Genomic DNA, 24889 nt, shown 5'->3' on the forward strand with positions numbered 1-24889 from the left:
CCGGTGCTGGACGAAGGATCGAGTACTACAGCACCGGAACGGGCGGATTACTTCCTGTTTCCGGGGGAATCTTGCCGTCCGCGCGATCCGGGAGACCTGGAGAGGTCGATCAGGGAACGCGTGCGTAGCCCGCGGTGGCCTTGTCGGTGATCGCCTGCAAGGCCGCCAGGTCCTCAGGGCGGCCGGCGGCGGCAACCTCGAAGGCGGTGCTGGTCGCGTCGTCGACGGTGACGAAGCGGTTGACCACCAGCCGGGTGCCGCGGGCGGGATCGGTGTGGGTGTAGGTCAGCGTCGTCTGCTGGAAGGTGAGACCGGCGAAGACCGGGCCGGCCGCCTTCACCGAACCCTCCACGCGGGAGACGAGGCGGAAGCCCGGGGCGGTTCGCAGCTCGCCGAGCTTCTTGGTGACCACGGCGGCGCGGGGCTGCGGTTCGTTGATCACGCCGTTGACGCGCAGGGTCCACAGACCGTTCGGGCTGGTGAACCGCGACTCGAAGGTCGACAACCGAGTCATCGTCCAGGTGCTGGGGATCGGCACGATCACACCGAGCTCGGTCTTCGGGTCGCCCCACGGACGGGCGGCGTACGACAGGCCTGCGGTGGTCAGCGGAGGCTCCGCGCGGCGAAGGACCTGCGATGGAGTGGGGCTCGAGATGGGCTGCCCCGGAGGAGGCGCGGCGTCAGGTGCTGCCGTCGAGTTGCTCGGTTGGATCAAGAACAGTGCGACGACGGTGCCGACCACGACCAGACCGGCAACAGCGGCAAGGGCGAGCGGCGTCCGGGAACGACGGGCGGAAACGGTGCGAGGCATGGCCGCCTTTCCGAGATGGTGGCGGCGGTTTGATGCCGGGAGGGCCCGGAAAGTTCGGGTCAGGTCGCGGGCGGTGGCGCGAACTCCGCGCGGACCCCGAGCAGCCGGACCGGGCGGCGCAGCTCGAACTTCGCCAGCACGGTCAGAGCCGCGTCGGCGACGACGGCGGGGTCCTGCGTGGGTGCGGGGAGTTTGCGGGACTTGATCGGCGTGTAGAAGTTCACGAACCGCAGCTTCACGTGGACCCGCTGGACCCAGCGGCCCTCGGCGACGACCGACCGGGTCAGTTCTTCGGCCATCTCACGGACCTTCTCCTGGATCTCGAGCGGATCGGACAGGTCCTCGGGATAGGTGACCTCGTGGCTGCGCGAGACCGGCTCCCGCGGTACGTCGGTGACCTCGGTGTCGCCCAGGCCCCGGCCGAGCGCCAGGTACCAGGTGCCCATCTTCGGCCCGAACCGCTCGCGCAGCAGGTCGCCGTCCGCGGCGGCCAGGTCGGCGACGGTGTGCAGGCCGAGCTCGTTCAGGTTCTGCGACATCCGGGCGCCGATGCCCCACAGATCGCGCACCGGGCGGTGGTTCATCACCTCGGCCCAGTTCGCCTGGGTGAGCCGGAAGGTCCCGCCGTCGCCGGCGCGCTGGTCGGGACCGGGTTTGGCGAAACCGGTCGCGAGCTTGGCCCGGACCTTGTTGTCGCCGATTCCGATCGAGCAGGTCAGTCCGGTCCGTTCCACCACCGCGGCCCGGAGCTCGCCCGCCAGTTGCTCCGGATCGTCGGTCGTCGCGCCGACGAAACACTCGTCCCAGCCCCACACCTCGACGACCACCGGGAACGACCGCAGCGTGTCCATCACCTCCGTCGACGCCGCCTCGTACGCGGCCGGATCCGACGGGAGGAACACCGCCTCCGGACACTTCCGGTACGCCGCCTTCAACGGCATGCCCGAGTGCACGCCGAACGCGCGCGCCTCGTACGACGCGGTCGCGACCACCTGCCGGGCCTGCTGTGGATCGCCCGACCCGCCGACCACCAGCGGCACCCCGCGCAGCTCGGGCCGCCGCCGGATCTCCACCGCGGCGATGAACTGGTCCATGTCGACGTGCAGCAACCACCAGCCGGGTGCCTCGCTCGCCGCGGCACTCGGGCGAGCGGGCGTCAGCTCCGGTTCGGGTGCGGCTTCCGACGCTCTCATCGGCGGCTCCTCACGGTTGATCCTCGGCCTGGCGGCGGGGTCAGAGCTGTTTGCGCATCATCTGGCTGACCGTCTCGAAGCCCAGGGACTCGTACAGGCTGATCGCGGGGGGATTGTTGCTGAAGACGTTCAGGTCCAGCTGGGCGTAGCCGCGCCGACGGCACTCCTGCTCCGCGGCGAGCATGATCGAGCGGCCGTAGCCCTTGCCGCGGTGGGCTTGTTCCACCTCGACGCCGAACACGAACGGGACCGGTGTCCGCACGCTGATCCACAGGCTGCCGACCGCGGTGCCGTCCGCGCCGAACGCGGTCCACAGCAGATGCTTGTCGGTACCGAGACCGTCCGGGAGCAACCGGTCGACCTCGGCGTGGGCGACCTCGATCGCCGCCTCGCCGTCGAGTCCGCGCAGCGGGCCGATCCCGGCGGCGAACGACCGGGCGTTGCGGTCCTGCCAGCCGACGTACTCGGCGTCGGTCATCGTGCGCAGGGTCACCGGGGGCGGGGTGCTCATCCGCCGACGATAGTCCCCGGGCGGCGAGATGGCGATCGTGTTGCGGTCGGCGCTCTGTTGCTTCACAGCCTCCGAGGTCACCGACAGTGCTCATACAGTGTCTGCCGAGGTAGTTGCCGTTGGCCACCAGGAGGAGCACCCGTGCGCGTCTCACCCGTACGCACCATGGCGGTCGGAGGACTGGCCGCCGCCGTCGCGGTCGGCATCGGGCAGCTTCCGCCGCGCAAGGCCGTCGCCGACATCACTGGCGTACCGGCAGCCGGGGCGACCGCCGCGGTTCCGGCCACAGGACAGACGCTTCCGGCCGGCCTGCACTCCGACGAGCTGGCCAACCCGCTCGAGGAGAAGCGGCGTGAGCTGCGCGAGGCGGCGCTGGCCGGCGTGCTCGGCGGCTCGGTGAAGGCCGAGCAGCGGGGGCCGAGCAAGGTGGTCAAGGTCGGCCGGCAGGTCGCCGTACCGGCGACGCGGGACAGCCGCGGCCGGATCAAGATCGCCGAGCACCGCAAGGCGCAGTACGTCGAGCTGGCGCGGGAAAAGACCGACAAGATCTTCGTCATCCTGGCCGAGTTCGGCACCAAGCGGCACCCGGACTTCCCCGACCGCGACACCGATCCCGACACCCCGGGCCCGACGACGTTCGCCGGTCCGCTGCACAACGCGATCCCTGCGCCGGACCGCAAGACCGACAACTCGACGGTCTGGCAGGCCGACTACTCCGCGCAGCACTACCGCGACCTGTACTTCGGGTCCGGCGAGTCGGTGAAGACGTACTACGAGAAGCAGTCGTCCGGCCGGTACAGCGTCGAGGGCTCTGTGTCGGACTGGGTGAAGGTGCCCTACAACGAGGCGCGGTACGGCCGGTCCAACGGCTCGCCGTGCGACGGTTCGATCTGCAGCAACACCTGGGCGCTGATCACCGACGCGGTCGCGCAATGGGTGAAGGACCAGCGGCGGGCCGGCCGGACCGACGCGCAGATCCGGGACACGCTGCGGTCCTACGACCAGTGGGACCGCTACGACTTCGATGCCGATGGCAACTTCAACGAGCCGGACGGCTATCTCGACCACTTCCAGATCGTGCACGCCGGCGGCGACCAGGCCGACGGCGATCCGCACCAGGGCGAGGACGCGATCTGGTCCCACCGCTGGTACGCGAACCAGAACACCACCAGCGGTCCGGCCACCAACAAGCTCGGCGGGGTCCAGATCGGCACGACCGGTCTGTGGATCGGCGACTACACGATCCAGCCCGAGAACGGTGGGCTGAGCGTCTTCGCGCACGAGTACGGGCACGACCTCGGACTGCCGGACCACTACGACACCTCCGGGCAGCCGAGCCAGAACCCGGTGAACTGGTGGAGCGTGATGGCGCAGTCGCGGTCCGGCGCCAAGGGCGACCTCGGCATCGGGCTGAAGCCGCAGGACCTCGGCACCTGGGACAAGCTGCAGCTCGGCTGGCTCGACCACGTGAAGGTCGAGGCGGGGCAGACCAAGACGATCGAGCTCGGCCCGCACGAGTACAACTCGAGCAAGCCGCAGGGACTGGTGATCTCGCTGCCGAAGAAGAAGGTGACCAAGCAGCTGGTCGCTCCGGCCGCCGGCGCGAAGTCGTGGTGGAGCGGGACCGGTGACAAACTCGACAACACGCTGACCCGCAAGGTGACGCTGCCGGCCGGCAAGGCGTCGCTGACCTTCCAGGCGAACTGGCGGATCGAGGACTGCGGTCCTGACGCCTGCGACTATGCCTACGTCGAGGTGAACGACGGGTCGGGCTGGAAGGCGATCCCCGGCAGCATCACCAAATCCGCCGAGGCGAACGGGATCGACGGCGACTCCGGCGGCTGGAAGCCCGCGGCGTTCGACCTGTCGGCGTACGCGGGCAAGACGGTAGACCTGCGGCTGCGGTACGCGACCGACGGCGCGACGCACGGACTCGGCTTTTTCGCCGACGAGCTCAAGCTGACCGCCAACGGCCGGGCCGTCTTCACCGACGGCGCCGAGAGCGGCGCGGGCGCCTGGACGGCGAAGGGATTCCTCGCGGCGGGCAAGACGGTCACCACCGAGCACGACCACTACTACCTGGCGTCGAACTACACCTACAACTCGTTCAACCGCTACCTGCAGACCGGGCCGTACAACTTCGTCGGCAAGCCGCGGCCGAACTGGGTCGAGCACTACCCGTACCAGGACGGCCTGCTGGTCTCGTACTGGGACACCTCGCAGTCCGACAACGAGACCGCTGTGCACCCCGGCCAGGGGCAGTGGCTGCCGATCGACGCCAACCCGGGCCTGCGGCCGAACCCGGCCGGCGGGTTCTGGAAGAGCACGCTGCAGAGCTACGACTCGACGTTCGGGCTGCAGGCGTCGGACTCGTTCGACCTGACCATCAGCGGCAAGAAGAACCACTTCGCCGGGGCGGACGCCGTCGCGGTCTTCGACGACCGGGCCGAGTTCTGGTCGGCGAAGGTTCCGTCGTACGGGGTGAAGGTGCCGCACGTCGGGGTGAAGATCAAGGTGCTCAGCCAGCGCGGCACCAACGTGCGGTTGCTGGTCAGCCCTTAAGGCGTGTCACCAGGGGTTCGGCAGGGCCCGACGTTTGCTGTCGGGTACCTATGACGGTGCCGCGGTTGTGAGGACAGCCGCGTGGAACCTGACCGAGCCGAGGTGACTGCTGATGGTTCACCTGCTGACGCGGTGTCCGCCGAGGGTGGGCGGATGAGCCGCCGCAAACCGCCCGCCGGGGCGGTCACCAAAGCACCCGACGGACTGCCGTCCGCGATGATCGAGAACTGGGAGTGGCAGGACCACGCCGCTTGCCGGGACGTGAATCCCGAGCTGTTCTTCTCCGCCGAATCCGAGCGGGGCATGCGCAAGCACGCCCGCGAAGTGCTCGCCAAGTCGCTGTGCGGCACCTGTCCGGTGCGGCTCAAGTGCCGCGAGCACGCGTTACTGGTCGGCGAGATGTACGGCGTGTGGGGTGGCACGACCGAAGAGGAGCGCGAACCCGCGCTCCACGGCCGGCACCGCTGACGACTCAGTCGAACAGTTCGTCGAAGAACGACTTCTTCTTCTTGCGGTGCGGGTACTGCTGCTGCGCGTACTTGTTGCGGTCGTCGTAGCGCCGGTCGTCGTAGCGCTTCTCCTCGTACCGCTTCTCCTCGTACCGGGGCTCCGGCGCGCGGGTCGGCTGCGGGCCGTTGTAGGCCACTTCGGCGTCCACCAGCTTCTCCAGCTCGCCCCGGTCGAGGAAGATGCCCCGGCACTCGGTGCACTGGTCGACGGTGACGTTGCTGCGCTCGTAGGTCCGCATAGCGCCCCGGCACTTGGGGCAGATCAGGCTCTCCATCACACCACCCTAAGTGACGAAAAGGCCGTCGTACCGGTAGTTCAGCCAACTCTCAGGAACCCGGACGGCCCCGGCCGGAAACTCTCAGGATGAGAGGATGCAACCCGGTCGGTGACGAGGAGAGTGGGTATGGCGGAGCAGTCCGCGGGGCTGCTGGCGCGGCGACGCGCTCGTGGTCTGTGGGTGCGTGGGGCGCGGCAGCTGGGGTTCGCCAAGGCGGGGGAGGAGGCGGCGACGCCGGACAAGCCGGCCGCGCTGGAGTACTTCACCAAGGCGCTGGAGCTGGACCCGGGCATGACCGACGCCTGGCTCGGGTTCCACGCGGCCGGCGGGGACGCGGACACCGCGCTGGACAAGCTGGTCGCGGGACTCGGGCGGTTCGGTGAGGAGCGGGACGCCGACAAGCGGCGGCTCAGCTCGTCGTTCCGGGCCGGCTGGTGGTTCACGCACTCGCTGGAGACCACCGACCACGTCTGGCACGCGGAGGCGCTGCGGCGGCTCAACGCCGGGGACACCGCCGGAGCGGCCGAGGCCACCGGCAAGGTGATCGAGGACCTGCGCCGGAGGTTCCTCGAGGCCGCCGTCGCGATGCACCGGCTCGAGTTCGACACCGCGATCGACATCCTGCGCCGGATCCCCGCCGACGGTCACCTCGGCGTCGAGGCCCTGCTGCGGCTCGGCATGCTGCTGGCGACCGTCGAGCAGTGGAGCGAGGCCGAGACGATCCTGCGCCAGGCGGCCGGTCAGCAGCTGAACTCGTTCGTCGCGCTCGACGCGGAGTACTACCTCGGCTTCGTCTACCGCGGCACCAACCGCGAGCAGAACGCCATCCGCCAGTTCGAGTGGGTCTACGAGCGGGACAACTCGCACCGCCAGGTGTCCGCGGCGCTGGCCGACTCGTCGGTGAAGCTCAGCACCCGCCGCACCGAGCGCCGTACGGCGTCACCCTCGCCGGTCGTCCGCCGCGGCGCGCCCTCCGCGCCGGCGCTGCACCGGCAGCCGGACTGGGCAGCGGTCCAGGGCATCCTCAACGAGCTCGACCGCAACGTCGGCATGGAGGACGTCAAGCGGCAGGTGTCGGCCGTCGCCGCGCAGGTCCGGGCCGGGCTGATGCGCGCCGAACGCGGCCTGCCGACCGCCAAGCTCGGCGGCCACCTGATCTTCGCCGGGCCACCCGGCACCGGCAAGACCACGGTCGCCCGCGTGGTGGCCCGCCTGTACTGCGCGCTCGGGCTGCTCGCCGCGGACACGGTGATCGAGACCGACCGGTCCGGCCTGGTCGCGGAGTGGATCGGCCAGACCGCCGTGAAGACCAACGAGGTGGTCGACTCCGCGCTGGACGGCGTGCTGTTCATCGACGAGGCGTACGCGCTGAGCAAGAAGGGCACCGCCACCAACGACTTCGGCACCGAGGCGATCGACACGCTGCTGAAGCGGATGGAGGACGACCGCGACCGGCTGGTCGTCATCGTGGCCGGCTACTCCGAGCCGATGGCCGAGTTCCTGGAGGCGAACCCGGGACTGCGCAGCCGCTTCTCGACCCGGATCGACTTCCCCCGCTACACCGCCGACCAGTTGCGCGAGATCGCGATGCGGCTGGTCGAGAGCCGGGGCGACCACATCACGCCGGACGCCGCGGCCGGCCTGACCGCCGTACTGGACCAGGTCTGTTCCACCGGGCGGATCGACGAGCTCGGCAACGCCCGCTTCATCCGGACCGTGCTCGAAGCGGCCGGCAAGCATCGCGACCTGCGGCTGTTCCACTCGCCCGGGCTGCCGACCGACCTCGAGCTGATCACGCTGGACGGCTCGGACCTGAAGTCCGCGATCCGGGAGATCCTCAGCTTCTGAGACGCACGACGGCCGCCTGACCCGGGATGGGGAAGGCGGCCGTCCTTTGTGTGCAGGGGCCTACCGGAAGCGACCGAGGAAGTTCTGCACGATCGGTCCGGCCGCCTTGCCGCCGGACTCACCGCCCTCGACGATCACCGCGAACGCGACATCACCGCGGAAGCCGACCATCCAGCCGTTGGTGATCACCTTGCCGTTCGACACGACCTCGGCGGTACCGGTCTTGGCCGAGACCACGCCGCTGCCCGCCAGCCCACGCGCGGTGCCGCCGGTGACGGTGGTCCGCATCATCGTGCGCAGCGCGTTCGCGGTGGCCGGCGGCAGCGGCTCGGCGGCCGGACCGGCCGGGTCCTTGCCCATCACCAGGACCGGCTTCATCGCGGTGCCGTGCTTGACCGTGGCGCCGATCAGCGCGACGCCGAGCGGGCTGGCGGTGACCGTGCCCTGGCCGATCATCGACGCGGCCTCGGCGACGTCGTCCTTGGGCGCCGGCACCTCACCGCCGTACGCCGGGACCGCGGTCTTCAGCTCCTGGCCGAGCCCGAACATCGCCGCCGCCTTGGTCATCCCGTCGGCCGGCAGCCGCCCGTGCTGGGAGATGAACGCGGTGTTGCAGGACTCGTTGAACGCCTTCTGCATCGTGCCGTTGCCGTACGGCGCCAGGCCGTCGTAGTTCTTGAAGGACTTGCCGAAGACGTTGATCGTGTTCGTGCACGGCAGTGGGGTGTTCGCGGTCAGCCCGGCGCCCATCAGCGCGGCCGACGTGACGATCTTGAACGTCGAGCCGGGCGCGTAGTGGCCCTGGAAGGCCCGGTTGTAGTTGGTCGCGGTCGGGCCGTTCGCGGCGGCCAGGATCTGGCCGGTCGAGGCCTGCACGGCGACCAGCGACGCGGGCAGCTTGCTGGTGGCCAGCGCGGCCTCGGCGGCGCGCTGCAGGTTGGTGTCCAGCGTGGTGCGGACCGGCGTACCGGCCTTGCCCTCCTGCTTGAACACCTCCTTGATCACCATCTTGGTCTTGCCGTCGCGCAGGTTCACCTGACCGCCGGGGGTGCCGGCCAGTTGCTGCTGCATCGCGTACTGCAGACCGGTGGTGCCGACCTGGTCCTGGCTGGAGGCGGTCGGGCCGGCGTTCTTCAGCGTCTCCGCCGTGGCGGTTTTCATCGTGCCGATCACCGACCGCGCGAACGTCGGGCTCTCCGGCAGCGACTGGGTACCGCCCATGGTCAGCAGGCCGGGCAGGTTGCCCATCTTCGGCCGGAGCTTGTCCCACTCCTCGGCGCGGATCGTGATCGCGTCGACGAACTGGCCGGGCGGCGCCGCCTTCGCGCGGTTCCACAGCTTGGTGCCGTCGACGTCGAGGTTCTTGGTGAACGCCGCGTACGTCGCCGCGGTCGCCTTGTTGCCCGACGCGACGCCGACGATGACGACCGGGCGGTTCGTGGTCAGCGGCTTGCCGGTCCGGTCCAGGATCGACGCCCGGGCCGGCAGCGTGCGGACCCGCTTGAGGTAGTTCGCGTCGCCGAGCCCGGGGTAGATGGTGTCGCCGGAGGCCTTGATCTTCCAGCTGTCGCCGGTCTTCACCGCGGTCGCCGTACTGGTCCACTTCATCGTGCCGATGCCGCGCAGCACCGCCTCGACCGCGAGCTCCTGGGTGCAGGTGCTGTCGTCGGAGCAGTTCGGCTCACCCTGCGGGGTGACGGTCGCCGACTGCGCGACCAGCGCGGTGTCGACGTCGTCCAGCCGCGGGCCGAAGGTGGCCGGGTTGTCGGTCAGCGCGGCGGCCTCGGTGGGCTTGCCGTCCGGCGCCCAGGCCTTCACCCAGCCGGCCGCGAACGCCTTCACCACCTCGGCGGACGCCTGCTTCTCGTCGTTCGGGTCCGGCTTGCCGCCGTCGCCGGACTTGCTGTCCGAACAACCGGCGGTGACCATCAGGGCACTCAGACAAACGATGGCAGCAGTTCGCTTCACGATCTCCACTCTCGCACGGCGACGGTTTGACACTCCGAACAGTCTTCGGCGTGTGCCCAGCCTGCCACGAGAGGGGAAATACTCAGGCCGGCCACAGGAGTACGACGCCGTGGCCGGCCGATCGGTTGGTTCGTGGGTGAGTTCAGACCGAGAGCTGGATCACCGCGAAGACCGCCGACTCCGGATCGGTCAGGACCGCCATCCGGCCGAAGTCGGTGTCCAGCGGGTCCGCGGTGAGGCGCCCGCCGGTGCGTTCGGCGCGGGTGACGGTCTCGTCGAGGTCGGCGGTGGCGAAGTACGGCAGCCAGTGCGCGGGTGTCTCGGGCGGCATGTCGGGGTGGAACTCGCCGGTGCCGGCGACCGGGCGGCCGGCGGCGTAGAGGGCGGCGTAGCGGGCGTCGGCGTACTGCTCGCCGGGGCCGCCGAAGTCCTCGGTGACGCCGATCTCCTCCAGGCGGTAGCCGAACACCTTGGTGTAGAACGCCTTCGCCTCGTCGTACCCGCGGCTGAGGGCCTCGCTCCAGACCAGCATGCCCGGCGCCGAGCCGCGGTCGGTGCCGAGGTGGTCGGTGGTCTGCCAGAGGCCGAACAGCGCGTCGTTGGGGTCGGTCGCGATCGCCATCCGGCCCTGCGCGGCCACGTCGGTCGGTTCGAGCACGAGCCGGCCACCGGCCGCGGTGATCGCCGCCGCCGTCCGGTCGACGTGGTCGGTCGCGAGGTAGGTGGTCCAGCGGCTGGGCAGGTCCTCGGTGCCCGGCTGCTTGCCGCCGATGCCGGCGACATCCTCGCCGTCCACCCGGCAGATCCAGTAGTCGCGAGTGCTGTCCTGCGCGCACTGCCAGCCGAACAGACCGGTGTAGAACCGCGCCGCCGCGCGGGGGTCGGTGGCGGCCAGGTCCACCCAGTTCGGCGTACCGGCAGGCCAGGGGGCGGTGCGATCGGCCATCGGCGCTCCTGCGGGAATCGGTTACCGGAGGCACATAACCTGCCAGTAGCGACACGTCACGTCGAGACGACCGCCGGGGGATCGGGTAACGGTTCGGTCACTGCGGGGCGTATTCTGCGGCCTTGTGACCCGCCTTGCCCTGCACAGCCGGCTGATCGCCGGCACCGAAGAGTCCTACGCGATCGAGCACGCCCGGGTCTGGCCCGAGCTGATCGTGGTGATGAACAACGCCGGCATCACCGACTGGAGCATCTGGCGCAGCGGCCGCGACCTGTTCCACCTGGTCGAGTGCGACGACTTCGAGGCCGCGGTGGCCCAGCTCGCCGACGACCCGGTCGACCAGCGCTGGCAGCAGCACATGAGCCAGTTCGTCGAGGGCTTCGCGGACAACGGCCGGCCGTTGCAGCACGTCTGGACGATGTCGGAGCAGACCGCTTAGGTCATCTCCCAGACCAGGATCTCGGCGGGTTCCGCTCCGGCGGTGACCCGCTGGCCGTCGGCGCCGGTGATCCGGACCGCGTCGGCCTCCTGGAGTTCGCCGGCGCCCTCGAGCGTGACCGAGCCGAGGGCAACGAACAGGTGCACGTACGGTGCCACCGGCAGCTCGACCACGCCGTACGGGGGCAGGCGTGCGACGGACATCCCGGCTGCGCGCTGGTTGATCTTCACCGCGGTGGTGCCGGCGTGCTTCGGCAGCCCGGAGGCGATCGGTGTGAGCTCTCCGCTGCCGAGGTCGACTTCGGCCTGCTGGTACGACGGCGTGAGGTCGAGCTCGTCCGGGCGGACCCACATCTGGATGTAGCGGACCGGTTCGCCCGCGTCGTTCTTCTCCGAGTGCCGGATCCCGCTGCCCGCGCTCATCCGCTGGGCCAGACCCGGATACACGACACCGCTGTGCCCTTCGGAGTCCTGGTGCACCAGCGCGCCACGCAGTACCCAGGTGACGATCTCCAGGTCCTGGTGCGGATGCGTGTCGAACCCGGTGCCCGGGGCAACTGTTTCGTCGTTGTGCACGAGCAGCGCGCCGAAGCCGACGTTGTCCGGGTCGTAGTACGGCCCGAACGAGAACGAGTGCCGCGACTCCAGCCAGTCCTCACTGGTCTCGAACCGGTCCGCCGCCCGTCGTACGTCGATGCTCACACCGCTAGTAATACCCCTTCTCGCCGTCGAGCAGCTCGCGGATGGTGTCGAGATGCCCGACGTGGCGAGCGGTCTCCTCGATCATGTGCAGGATCATCCACCGCAACGTCGCCTGCGCGGACCTGAACTCCGGGTGCGTGCCGGTCTCGTCCAGCGAGTGCGCCGCGATGATCTCGTTGGACCGCTCACACTGCGCCTCGAACTCGTCGAGCAGCTGCTTCAGCGGCACGTCCGGCGCCATCATGTCGGCGTCCTCGGGCAAGCTCTCGTCGAACTGCGGGTTCGCCGCGGCCGAGCCGTTCAGGAACAGCACCTCGAACCAGCAGTGCTCGACCCAGCGCAGGTGGTAGACCAGCCCGCTCATCGTCATCAACGGCGACGTCGGCAGCACCACCCGCCTCTCGTCCTCCGCGGCCAGCCCTTCGCACTTGAACCTGACCAACGCCCGCTGCTGATTCAGCCACCCGACCAGCTGAGTCCGTTCATCGGCAACAAAGGGCGGCCGCTCCCGAGAAAACGTCATGCCGGGACGGTAGCGAGCCGGTGCGTGCCGCGCACCGCAATAACAACGGGACTCCGGCCGCTCGGTGGGCGGCCGGAGTCCCGGATCGTGGGTGGGTGCCGGGGGAGGAGGGGCCCCCGGCACCGGGTGTCACCCCGTGGGGTTGCCGTTGTCGGAGCCGAGTTTGGCCTTCACTGTCTGGCCGGTCTGGCTGCCGCGGTTGTAGGTGATGGTGACTTCGTCGTCCGGGCGGTGCGAACGGACCGCGGCGACCAACGCGTCCCCTGACGCGATCGCCTTGCCGTCGATCGCGGTGACCACGTCACCGCTCTTCAGGCCGGCCTTGTCCGCCGCACCGCCGGACGTCACCTCGCCGAGGGTGGCTCCCTGTGTGAGCCCGTCGGAAGACCGCGCGTCGCCGACCGTCACTCCGAGCCGCGCATGGGTGGCCTTGCCCTTGGCCACCAGCTCGTCGATGATCGGCTTGGCCTGGTCGATCGGGATTGCGAAGCCCAGGCCGATGTTTCCGCCTTCGGATTGTCCCGATCCTCCGGCGGTTTTGATCGCGCTGTTGATTCCGACCACCTGGCCGGCGAGGTCGATGAGGGCGCCGCCGGAGTTCCCCGGATTGATCGCGGCGTCCGTCTGCACGGCTGGGAAGACCGTCGTACTGTCCTGCTCGTCGCCACCCGAGGTGACCGGGCGGTTGAGCGCCGAGACGATCCCACTCGTCACGGTTGCATCGAGGCCGAACGGCGAACCGATCGCGACCACACCCTGCCCGACCGCCAGGTCCCCGCTCTTGCCCAGTACGGCGGGCGTCAGGTCCTTGGCGTCGGCGCGGATCACCGCGAGGTCGGTCAGCGGGTCGGTGCCGACGACGGTCGCCGGCACGGTCCGGCCGTCGTTCAGGATCACGCTCAGCCGGCCGCCGCTGCCGGCGCCCGACACCACGTGGTTGTTGGTGACGATCAGCCCGTCCTTGCTGATCACGATGCCCGAGCCGGTACCGGCGCCCTGCGAGGTGGCGACGGCGATCTTCACCACGCTCGGCAGCACCTTGGCGGCCGCGGCCTGCACCGAGCCGTCCGGCGCGGACACCGGCGCCGCCTGTCCGCCGGTCAGCGGAGCGGTCACCGACGGAGTCGCGCTCGTGTCGGTCGTCGCCGAGTACACAGCCGCACCACCCACACCGCCGGCGGTCCCGACCAGCAGCGCGGTGGCTGCCACCAGAGCCAGTCCGCGCCGCTTGGGCTTCGGAGGCTCCGGCTGAGCCGGCTGCTGCGGGCCGAACGGCCAGTTGGTACCCGGCGACGCCCCCTGATGCGTCCCGGCCGTACCGAACTGACCGCCCTGGTAGCCCCCGGTCCGCGCCTGCCCCTGCGGCGCGAACTGCTGCTGCGAGTGCTGGCCGTAGCCGGTCGTCGGCAGCTGCTGGGTGCGCTCCTGCGGAGTCGAGCCGTACGCCGGCGGCGTCCCCTGCGGAGCCTGGTTCCCGTACGTCGAACCCTGCGCCGGGGTGTCGTTCCCCGGCTGGTTCTGCGGCTGGTGCGGCTGGTTCTCGGTCATGGGTCAACCATGCGGGCCGGACCTGAGAGAGCCCTGAAGATCCCGTCAGAGCAGCCAAAGAACTCCTTGAGGATCCGCTGAGGGACCTGTGAGGAAGCTGTGAAGGAGATCAGCGCGACTGCGTGGCCGCGTGCGGCAGCCACAGCGTGAACTGCGCGCCGCCGCCGGGAGCGTTGCGGGCGTAGATCATGCCCCCGTGCTGCTCGGCCGCGTGCTTGACGATCGCCAGGCCCAGCCCGGAACCGGGCCGGCTGCGCGCCTCGCTGGACCGGTAGAACCGCTCGAACACGTGCGGCAGGTCGGCCTCGGCGATACCGGGCCCACTGTCGGTCACGGTCAGGACGCCGTCCCGCAGCCGCACGATCACCCGCGCCGGCGGCTCACCCTCGGCGGGCGGGGTGTCCGGCGTGCTGTACTTCGCGGCGTTGTCGAGCAGGTTGGTCACCGCGCGACCGAGCAGCCGCTCGTCACCCCACACGGGGAACGGGGCCAGCTGCACGTCCCACTCCAGGCCAGGGGCGCGGCGGCGTACCTTCAGCACCGCGTCCTCGACGACGTTCGCCAGCTCGATCAGCTCGGCGTCGCGAACCTGCGGGGTGTCCCGCGCCAGCTCGGTCAGGTCGCCGATCAGGGTGGTCAGCTCGTCCATCTGAGCCCGTACGTCGTCCAGCACCTGCTGCCGGTCCTCCGGCCGCAACCCGCCGCGCTTGTCCGCCTGGGCGAGCAGGTCGAGGTTGGTCCGGATGCTCGTCAACGGCGTACGCAGCTCGTGTCCCGCGTCGCCGACCAGGCGTCGCTGACGGTCTTGGGATCTGGCCAGCGCCTGCAGCATCGCGTTGAACGCCAGCGCGAGGCGGGAGATCTCGTCGGAGCCGGTGACGGGGATCGGCCGCAGCTCCTCGGTCCGGGCGACGTGCTCGGCGGCGCCGGTCAGTCGGACCAGCGGCCGCAACCCGGACTGCGCGATCGCGTTGCCGGCCAGCGCGGCACCGATCACGCCGACCAGGCCGAACGCCCAGAGCACGATGCCGAGGTTGTGGAGTGTGCGGTCGATCGGGCTGAGCGATTGCGCGACCACCAGCGCGGCGGGCTGCAGCGTGCCGTTGTCGGGAGTACAGCCGACTCTCAACGGGCAGAACTGGGCCGGTACGGCGACGACCCGGAAGTGCTCGCCGTTGCGGGATCCGAAGGTGCGCACGCTGGCTTCGTCGCTCGGGTTCTGAGCGATGTCCAGCTCGGTCGGACCCATCGGTGGCAGGTAGCTGTTGGCCGCGCCGACGCGCTGGCCGGTGGCCAGGTAGACACCGAGCCGGATGTCGCTGAGGCCGAACGCGTCGGTCGGGATGTCGACCAGGTTGGCCTCGGTGGTCAGTACGCCGTTCTTGGCGGCCTGCTGGGCCCGGTCGACCAGGCTGTTGTCGAGGTTCTGGTACATCTGCTGGCGCACCGTCACGTACGCCGAGACGCTGACCAGCGCGACGGCGAAGCCCACCGCCACTGCCGCGAGCAGCGTGACGCGGGCGTGCAGGCTGAGGCTGTGCAGCTTCTCCTGCCACCAGCCCTGGGTCTGGGCGGCGGTCGCCGCCATCCGGCTGGTGCCGTAGCCGGTCGGCCGGAGCCTCGGTGCGTTTCCCGGGCCGGGACCGCCGATCCCGGGACCGCCAGTCCCGGGACCGCCAGTCCCGGGAGCGCCAGAGCCAGGCGCGCCAGCGCCGGGACCGCCAGCGCCGGGACCGCCAGTCCCCGGACCGCCAATTTCGGGACCACCAGTCCCCGGACCGCCAATTCCGGGACCACCAGTCCCCGGACCGCCCGCGCCGGGCTGACCCGCACCGGGCGAACTCGGCCGCGGGCTCGGCGTCGGGGGAATCCGACCGCCGGCGTACGACGGGAAATCAGGGGGTTGCGAGGTCACGGCGGAGTGTCCCGGAGCACGTAGCCGATCCCGCGCACGGTGTGGATCAGCCGGGGCAGGCCGTTCACCTCGGTCTTGCGGCGCAGATAGCCGACGTAGACCTCGAGGGAGTTGGCGGTGGTCGGGAAGTCGTAGCCCCAGACGGCGTCCAGGATGACCGCGCGTTCGAGCACCCGGCGCGGGTTGCGGATCAGCAGCTCGAGCAGGGAGAACTCGGTCCGGGTCAGCTGGATCGGGACGTCGCCGCGGTGGACCTCGTGGGCGTCCACGTCCACCACCAGGTCGGCGTACTGCAGCACCTCGCCGCGGGGTCCACCCTCGCCCGCCGTCGCGCTGCGGCGGAGCAGGGCGCGCAGGCGCGCGAGCAGCTCCTCCAGCGCGAACGGCTTGGTCAGGTAGTCGTCGCCGCCGGCGTCCAGGCCGTCCACCCGGTCGGCCACCGCGTCTCGCGCGGTCAGCACCAGGATCGGCACGTTGTTGCCCGCGGCCCGCAGTGCCTTGGTGGTCTCCAGCCCGTCCAGCCGCGGCATCATCACGTCCATCACGACCACGTCGGGGTCGACGTTGCCGATCACGGCGAGCGCCTCGGCGCCGTCGGAAGCGGTCACCACCTCGAAGTCGTTGAACTCCAGCGAACGGCGCAGCGAGTCCCGGACCGCCCGGTCGTCGTCCACCACCAGTACCCGCATCGTTCGCTCCCCGCTCGTGCCTCGTGTGCTCTGCCTGTCGAGCCTAGGCCGTCTGTTTGAGAATCGGCTGAGAACCCGCTGATCGGTCGCGAAGGCCGATCACCAGGCGTAGCTTTCCCCCGTGGACATCGTCGAATTCACCCCGGACGCCGAGCAGCTCACCTGGACCTTCGGCGGTGCCGCCCCGATCCGCAGGGTCGCCCCCGGCAGCCTGCTGCGGCTGTGGACCGAGGACGCGTTCTCGGGCCGTCTGCGCAGTACCGAGGACCTGGCGAGCGCCTCGCTCACCATGCCGTTCGTGAATCCGCAGACCGGCCCGTTCTACGTCGAGGGCGCCGAGCCCGGCGACACCCTCGCGCTGCACTTCGTCGAGCTGACCCCGGCGCGCGGCTGGGGAGCGTCGGCAACCATCCCCTTCTTCGGCGGTCTGACCAGCACCGACAAGACCGCGACGCTGCAGGACCCCCTGCCGGAGCGGACCTGGATCTACGAGGTCGACACCGACAAGCAGACGGTCGGCTTCCAGGCCCAGGGCAGCGACCTGGAGCTGGTGCTGCCGCTGGAGACGATGCTCGGCACGGTCGGCGTGGCCCCGGCGGCGTTCGAGGTCCGCTCGTCGCTGGTGCCGGACTACTTCGGCGGCAACATGGACACCCCGGAGATGAAGGCCGGGACCACCTGCTACCTGCGGGTGAACGTCGAGGGCGCCCTGTTCTCGGTCGGCGACGGCCACTACCGCCAGGGCGAGGGTGAGTCCTGCGGTACGGCGGTCGAAGGCGCGATGAACGTCGTCATGCTGGTCGACCTGATCAAGACGCCCGGCCCGGCCTGGCCCCGGCTGGAGACCGACGACCACCTGGCGGTGGTCGGGTCGAGCCGCCCGCTGGAGGACGCCTGGCGCGCCGGTCAGGTCGACATGGTCGGCTGGCTCGGTGAGCTCTACGGCCTGGACAAGCTAGACGCGTACCAGCTGCTGAGCCAGATCAGCGAGGTCCCGCTGGCCAACGTCGTCGATGCCAACTACAGCGTCGTCACCAAGGTCCCCAAGCGCCTCCTGCCGCAGGTCGAGGTGTACGGCGGCATGCACGCCCACCTGCGCGGCATCAAGCCCTAGCCGCGGACACCCGCTCCCGAGTCCGGCCCCGCGAGCGCGAGACCGCCACCCCGACCAGACACAGGGCTCCGCCCACGATCGCCAGTCCGGCAGGGGTCTCGCCGAGCAGCAGCCAGGCCAGCAGGATCGCGACCAAGGGCACCAGGTACGTCGTGGCGCCCATCCGGCCGGCGGTCGTGTGCCGCAGCGCGAAGGCCCACGTCGTGAAGCCCAGCGCGGTGGGGAAGGCACCGAGGTAGACGACCCACCAGATGGCGGCCGGTCCGGCTTCGCCGAGTTCACGGATCAGTCCAGGAGCAAACGGCAGACAGGCGACCGTACCGATCGAGCAGGCGAGCCAAGTGACCTGTGCGGCGGGCAGGCGACCGAGCAGCGGCTTCTGCGTGACCACGCCGACGGCGTACGAGATGGCCCCGGCGACGCACAGGACGACGCCCCAGGTCTCCGCCCGGCCGGTCGACGTCGAGCCGCCGATGAGCAGTACGCCGGTGAAGGCGACCGCGCTGCCGATCACCAGTTGACGCGGGAAGCCTTCGCCGAGCGTCAGGCCGGCGAGCAGGGCGATCAGCAGCGGGGCGATGTGGACGAGCATGGCCGCGGTTCCGGCGTCCAGGCGGCGCTCGGCCGCGCCCAGCGCGACGTTGTAGGCGCCGAACCAGAGCAGCCCACACCCGAGCAGCAGTGGCCAGTCGCGATGTTCAGGTCGCTGCCAGCGTTGCCGGCCAGGGCGCAGGAACAGGAAGGCGCCGAGCAGCAGACTGCCGATCAGAAGGCGGGCCAGCGCCATCGGACCCGGCGAGAAGTCGGCGCCGACGTACCGGATCGCGACGAAGGAGGAGGCCCAGAGCAGGACGGTCACAGCGGCGGCGGCCGGGGCGAGCAGGTTCTTCACTCTGATTAGGCTAGGAAGGAATCTGCCGACGCCCCATGCAGGAACGAACGGAAGAGGCACGAAGTGGTTACCGAAACGAAGGTGAATGGGCTCGATGACCTCAATGTCCGCATCCTCACCGAGCTGACCGCCGATCCGCGGTTGCGGACCACCGAGCTCGCGCGCCGGCTCGGGGTGTCCGCGCCCACGGTGCGCGAGCGGGTCACCCGGCTGGAGGAGTCGGGCGTGATCCGCGGCTACCGTCTCGACCTCGACCCGGCCGCGCTCGGCCGGCCGGTCGCCGCCTGGGTCCGGCTCAAGCCCGGCCCGGGCCAGATCCCGCGCATCGTCGAGCTGGCCGAGCGGACCCCGGAAGTGGTCGAGTGTCACCGGATCTCCGGTGAGGACTGCTTCCTGATCCGGGTGCAGGTGCCGGCCATCGACGCCCTGGGATCGCTGCTGGACAAGCTGAACGTGCACGGCTCGACGAACAGCTCCTTCGTCGTCGCGACCCCGGTGCCGCCTCGCCCGGTCCCGCTGCGCTGATCAGCCGCCGTACTTGCGGGCCACCACCGCGAAGGACTGCTTCGGCTCGCGCCGTGTGAGGTCGTGCGCCGGGATCTTCACCACCCCGAACCCGGCCATGTCCAGGTCGAAGAGCGGATCGCTCCAGTGCGGGAAGTCCGCCATCGCATAGGTGTAGACGAAACAGCCGTGCACGCCGGCCGCGTCGTACAGGTCGATCAGTTCGCCCAGGTACGTCGCTTGCGTCGCCTCGTCGCGGCGGTGGCCCTCCTTGATCCGCGGCGGCGACGCGAACCAGTTCACGATCAGGAACGAGCCCGGCCCGCGCCGGTCGGCGCCGACGAACGAACCGCAGCCGAACTCCGTGATCACCACCGGCTTGCTCGACGCGGCGGTCAACGCACGCAGCCGCCGCTCGTACGCCGCGGCGTCGGTGCCGAACCGGTACAGGTTGACCCCGATCAGGTCGAAGTCGGACCAGTCGACCTGCTCCCAGTACCCGGCCGCGTAGCTGATCGGCCCATGGAACTCCTGCCGAGCGACGGTGAGGGCGTCCCGCAGCAGGACGGCGAGCTTGCGGGTGATCCGCCGGTCGAAGAACCGCCGCCACCGCACCAGCACCTGGACCCGCAGGAACATCCGCGGACCCGGGATCATGCCCGGCGACGTCAACGAGAACTCGCTGCCGACCAGCAACGTCACTCGCCCCGGGAACCGCAGCCGCATCCGCTCGGCCATCTCCGCCGTGCGCTCCAGATGAGCCAAGACCTCAGCGTGCGGCCGATCCTCGACGTACGGGCGGACGTAGACGTCGAGACCGAGCTCGAGCGCGTACTCCGCCGCCGCGTGCAGTTGCTCCGGATCGGACTCGATCAGCATCACGGTCGTGCAGTGCAGGTCCTCGGCGATCGCCCGCAGATCACGCCGTACGACGTCCGGCTCGGCGGCGGGAACGTAGGAGATGCCACGAATTTGCAAGGTCACCTCCGCAGTCTCGCGGCCGTGCCGGGCGGGGCGACAGACCCGCGGCGCGGCCGAAGACCGAAGTCGTCCGGACGTGTACTTCGGTCGCCGGTGTCCGGCTGGTGGGCCCCGACCAGCATCGGAAGTGGTCTGCCTCACTACGCTGGGAGCGACTTCAGCGACCTTCGGAAGGACCCTGACCCATGGCTGCCGACAAGCCTGTCCGCAGAGTTGCCCTTCTCACCGCGGGTGGGCTCGCGCCCTGCCTGTCGTCCGCCGTCGGCGGACTGATCCAGCGCTACACCGAGGTGGCGCCGGACGTCGAGATCATCGGATACCTGAACGGCTACCACGGTCTGCTCAGCGGCCGGCACGTCGACGTCACGCCCGAGGTGCGGGCCAAGGCCGGTCTGCTGCACAAGTTCGGCGGCAGCCCGATCGGCAACAGCCGGGTCAAGCTGACCAACACCGCCGACCTGGTCAAGCGCGGCCTGATCGCCGACGGGCAGAACGCCCTGCAGGTGGCCGCCGAGCGGCTCGTGGCCGACGGCGTCGACGTGCTGCACACGATCGGCGGCGACGACACCAACACCACCGCCGCCGACCTCGCGGCGTACCTGCACGAGCACGACTACGACCTGACCGTGGTCGGCCTGCCGAAGACGATCGACAACGACGTGGTGCCGATCCGGCAGAGCCTCGGCGCCTGGACGGCGGCCGAGCAGGGCGCGATCTTCGCCCGCAACATCGTCGCCGAGCACAGCTCCAACCCCCGGATGCTGATCGTGCACGAGGTGATGGGCCGCAACTGCGGCTGGCTGACCGCGGCCACGGCGCTGGCCTACCGCGACTGGTTCAAGCAGCAGGAGTGGAACCCGGGCATCGGTCTGAGCGCCGGCCGCTGGGACATCGACGCCGTGTACGTGCCGGAGGCACCGATCGACCTGGATGCCGAAGCCGAGCGGCTCAAGGCCGTGATGGACCGCGAGGACTGCGTGAACATCTTCCTGTCCGAGGGCGCCGGCGTGCCGTCGATCGTGGCCGAGATGGAGGCCCGTGGCGAGGAGGTCGGCCGCGACCCGTTCGGGCACGTCAAGCTGGACACGATCAACCCCGGCGCGTGGTTCGCCAAGCAGTTCGCGGAGCGGATCGGCGCCGAGAAGACGATGGTGCAGAAGAGCGGGTACTTCAGCCGTTCGGCCGCGGCGAACGACCGCGACCTCGCGCTGATCAAGCAGTGCACCGACTACGCCGTGGACGCGGCGCTGCGGGGCGAGTCCGGTGTGGTCGGCCACGACGAGGAGCGCGGCGACGAGCTGCGGGCGATCGAGTTCCCGCGGATCGCCGGCGGCAAGGAGTTCGACCCGTCGACGGACTGGTTCGTCGCGCTGAAGGCGGAGATCGGCCAGGCCTGATCACGAGGCGTCCGAGGAGCCGTGCGTCATCACGCACGGTTCTTCGGACGCGAGGATCAACGGGTGAGGCGCGCGACCCAGGTGTCGGCGGCCTTCTCGATCTGGTCCAGGACGTCGTCGAAGCCGGCGTCCTCGCCGTAGTAGGGATCCGGGACGTCGATCTCCGCGAACAGCTCGACCGGTACGGTGAGGTCCGGACCGCCGCGGCGGAGCAGCGCCGACAGATGACCGGAGTCCATCGCCAGCACCAGGTCGCGCTCGGCGAACCAGCTGCTGCGGAACTCCTGAGCCCGGTGCGCGCTCCCGTCGTACCCACGTCGCCGGAGAGCGGCCGCGGCGCGGGAGTCCATCGGGTCGCCCGCGTGCCAGCCGCCGGTGCCGGAGCTGGTCACCACCACGTCGTCCACGCCGGCCTCGGCCAGCTTGGCGCGCAGCACCACCTCACCGATCGGCGACCGGCAGATGTTGCCCGTGCAGACGACCTCGACGCGCCTCACTGCCGCCGTCATCTCAGCGGATCTCCGCCTCGTCCGGCAGGACGGCGTTCAGCAGGACGCCGACCAGCGTGATCACCAGGGAGCCGAGCAGCGCGGCGACGAACCCGTCGACGTGGAACTGCACGTCCAGCTTGCCGGTGATCCAGGAGGTCAGCAGCAGCATCAGGGCGTTGATCACGAAGATCAGCAGTCCCAGGGTCAGGATGATGAACGGCAGCGAGAGCAGCTTGGCGATCGGCTTCACCACCGCGTTCACGAGGCCGAAGATCGCCGCGACGATCAGCAGTGTGAGCACCTTGCGGCCGGTGGACTCGGCCTGGAGCGTGATGCCCCCGACAACCCAGGTCGCCACCGCGAGCGCCGCCGCGTTGGCCAGCAACTTGATGATCAGGTTCTTCATACGCCGATCCTGCCACCCGCGGGTGCGCGGCACCGTCCTCCCGCTCCGGAACCGGGGGAATCCCAGGGGCCCGCCCCCACCGCTAGAACCCAGCCGTCGTCCCCCTGGGCCATTTCGTGGGTGAACCCATCAAATGGCCCGTGGACCCACCGAAATTCCCGAGGCCAACGGGTCACCTCGTGGGTCAACCAGCCAAACGCGCCGTGGGGATCAGGAGTGCGGCATGGCAATGGCTTCGAGCAGGGACTCCTCGGCGCCGGCCAGATGGCGACGGAGCTCCTCGACGCACTCGTCGAGCTCACCCCTCTCCAGCAGCCTGATCAGTTTGCGGTGCGAGGCGACCTGCTGCTTCGCGTCCTGACGCAGGGCGTCGACGCGGGCCAGTGCGAGCCGGGCCTCGCCGGTGATCGAGTCCGCGGTGGCGATCAGGCGCTCGCTGCCGGTGAGGGCGACCAGGCTCCGGTGGATGGCCAGGTGGGTCTCGGTCATCGCCTCGGGATCGGCACCGTCCTTGGCGGTCGCGGCGAACTCCCGCATCGCGGAGCGGACCTGCTCGCGGGCCGACTCGTCGGCGTCGTACCAGGCCTTGATGCCGGCCGACTCCAGCACGAACCGGGCGCGGCAGATGTCGGCGACCGCGGCCGGGTGCAGGATCGCGACGCTGACGCCCTTGTTCGGCTCGCGCACCGCCAGGCCCTCGGTGACCAGCATCGTCATCGCCTCGCGGACCGTGCTGCGGGCGACGCCGAGCGCCTCGGCCAGGGGCTGCTCGCGCAGCGGCGTCCCGGGTTCGAGGTCGCCGGCGAAGAGGGCGGCGCGCAGCGCGTCCACGACCCGGTCCACCGTGGTCGAGCGATCCACCCGCAGCCGTTCGTACATGGGGAGGATTCTCGTCCAGTCAGCGGCCGTTGTCGCGTACGGCGCGGCGCCGGACCCGACCTGTGGACAACTCCCGACCCGATGAACCACTTTTCGGGCAGTCTGTTACCAGCCGACCACGGCCGCCCACTCTCCGCCCGGAGAGCCGCTGATCGACCCAGGAGGACGCGATGGAGGGGAAGGCGTTACCAGCGCTGAGCGCCGTCGGGCTCATCCTGGTCCTGCCGTTGCTGATCGTCCTGGCGATGCTGCTGACCTCGATGGGGTCGCTCGGCCAGGCGGCCGAGTGCACCCCGACGACCAGCAGCGGCGCGGCGTTCGGCTGGCCGACCGAGCAGCACGAGGTGTCCCAGGGCTACGCCGAGGAGAACCCCAAGCACACCGGTGTCGACTTCGCCGTCGCCAAGGGCAGCAAGGTGATGGCCGCCGAGGACGGCACCGTGATCGACACCTCCGGCGACTGGATCAAGATCAAGCACTCCGACGACGCCGTCCAGACCTGGTACCAGTTCTTCGAGTCCAAGAGCGTACGGGTCGGCGACACCGTCACCCGCGGCCAGGAGATCGGCAAGTCCGGCGCGGGCGACGAGGCCGAGCCCGGCCTGGACGGCGAGCACCTGCACTTCGAGCTGCGGATCCGCAGCGGCGCGGAGGGCCGCGGCGCCCTCCTGCCGGAGGACCCGACCGACCAGCTCGGCGACGACAGCACCGAGTCGTCCGGAGACTGCGGATGCGGCGGCCCGCTGGTCGGCTCCAACAACCAGCAGAAGGCCTTCAACTTCTTCACCGCGAACGGGTACAGCAAGGAACAGGCGGCCGGCATCGTCGGCAACATGATCCACGAGTCCGGCGTGGAGCCGGCCCGGCTGCAGAACACGCCGTCCGGCCAGGTCACCCACGCCAAGGCCGCGGTCGACAGCCCGCTCGGCTGGGGCATCGTGCAATGGACGCCGGCAGGCAAGATGATCCGGCCGTCACTGACGGCCACCAACGGCGACGAGGCCAAGGTCGAGTCGCTGGAGTGGCAGCTGGAGTTCCTGAAGAAGCAGCTCGACGGAGACCCGCCGCTGCCCGAGGGCGGAGCCGGCCAGCAGCTCAGGGCGACCAAATCGGTCGCCGACGCGGCAGTGGCCTTCGGCCGGTACTTCGAGCGCTTCGCCGGCTCCGAGGACCTGAGCAACCCGCGCTACGCGCAGCGCAAGACTGCCGCCCAGCAGGTGTTCGACCACTTCAGCGGCGCGCCGGGTGCCGTCGGCGGGACCGACGGGGCCGCCGGCGGGTGCGGCGCCGGCAACGGCGACATCGTGCAGACCGCGATGGCGCTGTCCTGGCCCGACCGCGACGAGTCCCGTGGTCCGAACAAGGAGGACGCCAGGCCGTCGTACCAGGAGGCGATGCCGAAGTACAACGGCGCCACCACCTTCTACCCGTACACCGACTGCGGCGTCTTCGTGGCGACCGTGATGGTGATGAGCGGGGTGGACAAGGACTACCAACGGCGCGGGACCGGCAGCCAGCGTGACTACGTGAAGGGTTCGCCGAAGTACGAGACGTTCGACAACTTCACCGACATCAGCCAGTTGAAACCCGGAGACATCCTCGTCAACGACGGCCACACCTTCATCTACACCGGCCCGTTCAAGGACCCCGCCGGCAAGACCTGGACCGCGATGTCCGCCTCGCTCGAGACCGGGTCCGGCTACGGCCGGGTTCCGCAACCGTCGCAAACTGTTCTCCAGGACGGCAACGGCAAGTACACGGTCGCCCGGATCAAGAAGTAAGGA

General features: G+C 70.1%; 24 protein-coding genes. 8 read left to right on the forward strand and 16 right to left on the reverse strand.

Translation table 11 applies throughout. The annotated features are described in order from the left end of the window. Window positions 1-109 precede the first annotated feature (109 nt). The 3 genes from BWI15_RS33475 to BWI15_RS33485 are packed head-to-tail and all read right to left on the reverse strand — an operon-like array spanning window position 110 to window position 2515. Window positions 110-811 carry a hypothetical protein gene (locus tag BWI15_RS33475; RefSeq protein WP_143466062.1) on the reverse strand — a complete coding sequence of 234 codons (702 nt, stop codon included), beginning with the start codon at window positions 809-811 and terminating at the stop codon, window positions 110-112. Window positions 812-870: 59 nt separating this feature from the next. Beyond that, window positions 871-2004: a DNA polymerase IV gene (locus tag BWI15_RS33480; protein WP_077018501.1), complete on the reverse strand. Its 1134-nt coding sequence runs from the start codon at window positions 2002-2004 to the stop codon at window positions 871-873. 40 nt (window positions 2005-2044) lie between these two features. Continuing rightward, window positions 2045-2515 (reverse strand): GNAT family N-acetyltransferase, encoded by a 471-nt coding sequence (locus BWI15_RS33485; RefSeq protein ID WP_077019469.1) that lies wholly within the window; start codon window positions 2513-2515, stop codon window positions 2045-2047. A 141-nt stretch (window positions 2516-2656) separates the two neighbouring features. Here BWI15_RS33485 and BWI15_RS33490 point away from each other — a divergent pair, with 141 nt between their 5' ends. Then, on the forward strand, window positions 2657-5077 hold the full coding sequence (locus BWI15_RS33490; RefSeq protein ID WP_083751156.1) for an immune inhibitor A domain-containing protein: 2421 nt from the start codon (window positions 2657-2659) through the stop codon (window positions 5075-5077). An 81-nt stretch (window positions 5078-5158) separates the two neighbouring features. Continuing rightward, the gene (locus BWI15_RS33495) at window positions 5159-5545 is read left to right on the forward strand and encodes a WhiB family transcriptional regulator (RefSeq protein ID WP_441327746.1); all 387 of its coding nucleotides are present in this window, start codon (window positions 5159-5161) and stop codon (window positions 5543-5545) included. Between the two features lie 4 nt (window positions 5546-5549). Here BWI15_RS33495 and BWI15_RS33500 read toward each other — a convergent pair whose 3' ends face one another. Continuing rightward, window positions 5550-5861, reverse strand: coding sequence for a TFIIB-type zinc ribbon-containing protein (locus BWI15_RS33500; RefSeq protein ID WP_077018503.1), 312 nt, complete (start codon window positions 5859-5861; stop codon window positions 5550-5552). A gap of 129 nt (window positions 5862-5990) precedes the next feature. On the opposite strand from BWI15_RS33500, the gene BWI15_RS33505 reads away from it, so the two are divergent. After that, complete coding sequence (locus BWI15_RS33505) at window positions 5991-7712, forward strand: AAA family ATPase (RefSeq protein ID WP_077018504.1); 1722 nt, start codon at window positions 5991-5993, stop codon at window positions 7710-7712. Between the two features lie 60 nt (window positions 7713-7772). Here the strand turns inward: BWI15_RS33505 and BWI15_RS33510 are convergent, their stop codons facing one another. Together BWI15_RS33510 and BWI15_RS33515 are read right to left on the reverse strand one after the other, a co-directional pair. Further along, the gene (locus BWI15_RS33510) at window positions 7773-9680 is read right to left on the reverse strand and encodes a penicillin-binding transpeptidase domain-containing protein (protein WP_077019471.1); all 1908 of its coding nucleotides are present in this window, start codon (window positions 9678-9680) and stop codon (window positions 7773-7775) included. 142 nt (window positions 9681-9822) lie between these two features. Beyond that, on the reverse strand, window positions 9823-10626 hold the full coding sequence (locus tag BWI15_RS33515) for a VOC family protein (RefSeq protein WP_077018505.1): 804 nt from the start codon (window positions 10624-10626) through the stop codon (window positions 9823-9825). A 124-nt stretch (window positions 10627-10750) separates the two neighbouring features. Between BWI15_RS33515 and BWI15_RS33520 the strand changes: the two genes are divergently transcribed. Further along, the gene (locus BWI15_RS33520) at window positions 10751-11065 is read left to right on the forward strand and encodes an L-rhamnose mutarotase (RefSeq protein ID WP_077018506.1); all 315 of its coding nucleotides are present in this window, start codon (window positions 10751-10753) and stop codon (window positions 11063-11065) included. Here the strand turns inward: BWI15_RS33520 and BWI15_RS33525 are convergent. From BWI15_RS33525 to BWI15_RS33545, 5 genes are all read right to left on the reverse strand, one after another. After that, a complete protein-coding gene (locus tag BWI15_RS33525) occupies window positions 11062-11766 on the reverse strand; it encodes a pirin family protein (RefSeq protein ID WP_202817788.1) in 705 nt (234 codons plus the stop codon). The two genes, BWI15_RS33520 and BWI15_RS33525, sit on opposite strands and share 4 nt — an antisense overlap. A gap of 4 nt (window positions 11767-11770) precedes the next feature. Next, window positions 11771-12289, reverse strand: a complete 519-nt coding sequence (locus BWI15_RS33530) for a DinB family protein (protein WP_077018508.1) — start codon at window positions 12287-12289, stop codon at window positions 11771-11773. A gap of 129 nt (window positions 12290-12418) precedes the next feature. Continuing rightward, a complete protein-coding gene (locus BWI15_RS33535) occupies window positions 12419-13837 on the reverse strand; it encodes a trypsin-like peptidase domain-containing protein (protein WP_077018509.1) in 1419 nt (472 codons plus the stop codon). Window positions 13838-13946: 109 nt separating this feature from the next. Then, window positions 13947-15425, reverse strand: coding sequence for a sensor histidine kinase (locus BWI15_RS33540; RefSeq protein WP_077018510.1), 1479 nt, complete (start codon window positions 15423-15425; stop codon window positions 13947-13949). A 323-nt stretch (window positions 15426-15748) separates the two neighbouring features. Beyond that, on the reverse strand, window positions 15749-16441 hold the full coding sequence (locus BWI15_RS33545; RefSeq protein WP_077018511.1) for a response regulator transcription factor: 693 nt from the start codon (window positions 16439-16441) through the stop codon (window positions 15749-15751). 121 nt (window positions 16442-16562) lie between these two features. Here BWI15_RS33545 and BWI15_RS33550 point away from each other — a divergent pair, with 121 nt between their 5' ends. Continuing rightward, window positions 16563-17555, forward strand: a complete 993-nt coding sequence (locus BWI15_RS33550) for an acetamidase/formamidase family protein (protein ID WP_077018512.1) — start codon at window positions 16563-16565, stop codon at window positions 17553-17555. Here the strand turns inward: BWI15_RS33550 and BWI15_RS33555 are convergent. Beyond that, the gene (locus BWI15_RS33555) at window positions 17545-18447 is read right to left on the reverse strand and encodes a DMT family transporter (protein WP_237771572.1); all 903 of its coding nucleotides are present in this window, start codon (window positions 18445-18447) and stop codon (window positions 17545-17547) included. The two genes, BWI15_RS33550 and BWI15_RS33555, sit on opposite strands and share 11 nt — an antisense overlap. An 81-nt stretch (window positions 18448-18528) precedes the next feature. On the opposite strand from BWI15_RS33555, the gene BWI15_RS33560 reads away from it, so the two are divergent. After that, window positions 18529-18972 carry an Lrp/AsnC family transcriptional regulator gene (locus tag BWI15_RS33560; RefSeq protein WP_237771573.1) on the forward strand — a complete coding sequence of 148 codons (444 nt, stop codon included), beginning with the start codon at window positions 18529-18531 and terminating at the stop codon, window positions 18970-18972. Here the strand turns inward: BWI15_RS33560 and BWI15_RS33565 are convergent, their stop codons facing one another. After that, a complete protein-coding gene (locus BWI15_RS33565) occupies window positions 18973-19935 on the reverse strand; it encodes a hypothetical protein (protein ID WP_077018514.1) in 963 nt (320 codons plus the stop codon). Window positions 19936-20117: 182 nt separating this feature from the next. On the opposite strand from BWI15_RS33565, the gene BWI15_RS33570 reads away from it, so the two are divergent. Further along, a complete protein-coding gene (locus BWI15_RS33570) occupies window positions 20118-21329 on the forward strand; it encodes a pyrophosphate--fructose-6-phosphate 1-phosphotransferase (protein WP_077018515.1) in 1212 nt (403 codons plus the stop codon). A gap of 56 nt (window positions 21330-21385) precedes the next feature. Here the strand turns inward: BWI15_RS33570 and BWI15_RS33575 are convergent, their stop codons facing one another. The 3 genes from BWI15_RS33575 to BWI15_RS33585 all read right to left on the reverse strand — a co-directional run bounded on the left by BWI15_RS33575 (window position 21386) and on the right by BWI15_RS33585 (window position 23105). Continuing rightward, window positions 21386-21838, reverse strand: a complete 453-nt coding sequence (locus BWI15_RS33575; RefSeq protein ID WP_077018516.1) for a low molecular weight protein-tyrosine-phosphatase — start codon at window positions 21836-21838, stop codon at window positions 21386-21388. A gap of 1 nt (window position 21839) precedes the next feature. Continuing rightward, window positions 21840-22226: a phage holin family protein gene (locus BWI15_RS33580; RefSeq protein WP_077018517.1), complete on the reverse strand. Its 387-nt coding sequence runs from the start codon at window positions 22224-22226 to the stop codon at window positions 21840-21842. Window positions 22227-22436: 210 nt separating this feature from the next. Next, window positions 22437-23105, reverse strand: a complete 669-nt coding sequence (locus BWI15_RS33585; protein WP_077018518.1) for a GntR family transcriptional regulator — start codon at window positions 23103-23105, stop codon at window positions 22437-22439. Window positions 23106-23275: 170 nt separating this feature from the next. Between BWI15_RS33585 and BWI15_RS33590 the strand changes: the two genes are divergently transcribed. After that, a complete protein-coding gene (locus BWI15_RS33590; RefSeq protein WP_077018519.1) occupies window positions 23276-24886 on the forward strand; it encodes a phage tail tip lysozyme in 1611 nt (536 codons plus the stop codon). The last annotated feature ends 3 nt before the right edge of the window (window positions 24887-24889 follow it).

It is taken from the genome of Kribbella sp. ALI-6-A (assembly GCF_001984195.1).
GTDB lineage: Bacteria > Actinomycetota > Actinomycetes > Propionibacteriales > Kribbellaceae > Kribbella.

Coding starts and splice junctions, on each gene's coding strand:
- BWI15_RS33475 (WP_143466062.1), bottom strand. CDS start 811: ATGCCTCGCACCGTTTCCGCCCGTCGTTCCCGGACGCCGCTCGCCCTT.
- BWI15_RS33480 (WP_077018501.1), bottom strand. CDS start 2,004: ATGAGAGCGTCGGAAGCCGCACCCGAACCGGAGCTGACGCCCGCTCGC.
- BWI15_RS33485 (WP_077019469.1), bottom strand. CDS start 2,515: ATGAGCACCCCGCCCCCGGTGACCCTGCGCACGATGACCGACGCCGAG.
- BWI15_RS33500 (WP_077018503.1), bottom strand. CDS start 5,861: ATGGAGAGCCTGATCTGCCCCAAGTGCCGGGGCGCTATGCGGACCTAC.
- BWI15_RS33505 (WP_077018504.1), top strand. CDS start 5,991: ATGGCGGAGCAGTCCGCGGGGCTGCTGGCGCGGCGACGCGCTCGTGGT.
- BWI15_RS33515 (WP_077018505.1), bottom strand. CDS start 10,626: ATGGCCGATCGCACCGCCCCCTGGCCTGCCGGTACGCCGAACTGGGTG.
- BWI15_RS33530 (WP_077018508.1), bottom strand. CDS start 12,289: ATGACGTTTTCTCGGGAGCGGCCGCCCTTTGTTGCCGATGAACGGACT.
- BWI15_RS33535 (WP_077018509.1), bottom strand. CDS start 13,837: ATGACCGAGAACCAGCCGCACCAGCCGCAGAACCAGCCGGGGAACGAC.
- BWI15_RS33540 (WP_077018510.1), bottom strand. CDS start 15,425: ATGGCGGCGACCGCCGCCCAGACCCAGGGCTGGTGGCAGGAGAAGCTG.
- BWI15_RS33545 (WP_077018511.1), bottom strand. CDS start 16,441: ATGCGGGTACTGGTGGTGGACGACGACCGGGCGGTCCGGGACTCGCTG.
- BWI15_RS33570 (WP_077018515.1), top strand. CDS start 20,118: ATGGCTGCCGACAAGCCTGTCCGCAGAGTTGCCCTTCTCACCGCGGGT.
- BWI15_RS33575 (WP_077018516.1), bottom strand. CDS start 21,838: ATGACGGCGGCAGTGAGGCGCGTCGAGGTCGTCTGCACGGGCAACATC.
- BWI15_RS33580 (WP_077018517.1), bottom strand. CDS start 22,226: ATGAAGAACCTGATCATCAAGTTGCTGGCCAACGCGGCGGCGCTCGCG.
- BWI15_RS33585 (WP_077018518.1), bottom strand. CDS start 23,105: ATGTACGAACGGCTGCGGGTGGATCGCTCGACCACGGTGGACCGGGTC.
- BWI15_RS33590 (WP_077018519.1), top strand. CDS start 23,276: ATGGAGGGGAAGGCGTTACCAGCGCTGAGCGCCGTCGGGCTCATCCTG.